Below are 755 nucleotides of genomic sequence, written 5' to 3'. Positions count from 1 at the left end.
GGGCTGAAATCTGGGATCGCTGGAAGGCCGGCGAGTCGATGAGTTCGATCGGACGGCGGTTCGATCGGGAGTCCTCGTCGGTGTTTTCGGTGCTTTCGCCGACGGGTGGCATCCGGCCTCCAGACCGGAAGCGGGCTTCGAAGGCGCTCAGCCTCGGCGAGCGGGAAGAAATCTCCCGGGGGCTCAGCACCCGCTGCTCGCTGCGTGGGATCGCCCGGTTGCTGGGTCGATCACCGTCGACGATCAGTCGCGAGGTTCTGCGCAACGGCGGACCGGAACGGTATCGAGCGACAGGCTCCGATCGTGCCGCCTGGGACCGGGCGTTGCGTCCGAAGCCGTGCAAGCTGGCTTGCCGACCCGCCCTGGCCCGGACAGTATCGGCCAAGCTGCGGCGGAACTGGTCGCCCGAGCAGATCGCCGGCTGGCTCAAGCGCACCTGGCCCGGGGAGCCGCACAATCAGGTGTCGCACGAAACCATCTACCGCAGCCTGTTCATCCAGACCCGTGGGGTGCTGAAGAAGGAACTGCTGGACCACCTCAGGGCCCGGCGGACCATCCGGCGTTCCCGGCATGCAAGCCTGAAGCGTCAAGGCCTCGGCCAGATCAAGGACGCCGTCTCCATCAGCGAGAGACCCGCCTGCGTCGAGGACCGCGCCGTCCCCGGCCACTGGGAAGGCGACCTGATCGGCGGATCCCAGAACAGCTACGTCGCCACCCTGGTCGAGCGTCACTCGCGCTACGTGATGCTGGTCAAG

The 755-nt window shown here is 67.3% G+C and carries 1 protein-coding gene; it reads left to right on the top strand.

The annotated features are described in order from the left end of the window. Positions 1–755, top strand: a 755-nt coding sequence (locus ACP7AU_RS17770) for an IS30 family transposase (protein WP_426052284.1), incomplete at both ends; no start/stop codon positions are given.

The sequence above is a fragment of the Brevundimonas sp. SL161 genome (assembly GCF_049896985.1).
GTDB lineage: Bacteria > Pseudomonadota > Alphaproteobacteria > Caulobacterales > Caulobacteraceae > Brevundimonas.
Note: the sequence above shows the minus strand (reverse complement) of the source record. Positions and strands in the feature narration are given on the sequence as shown.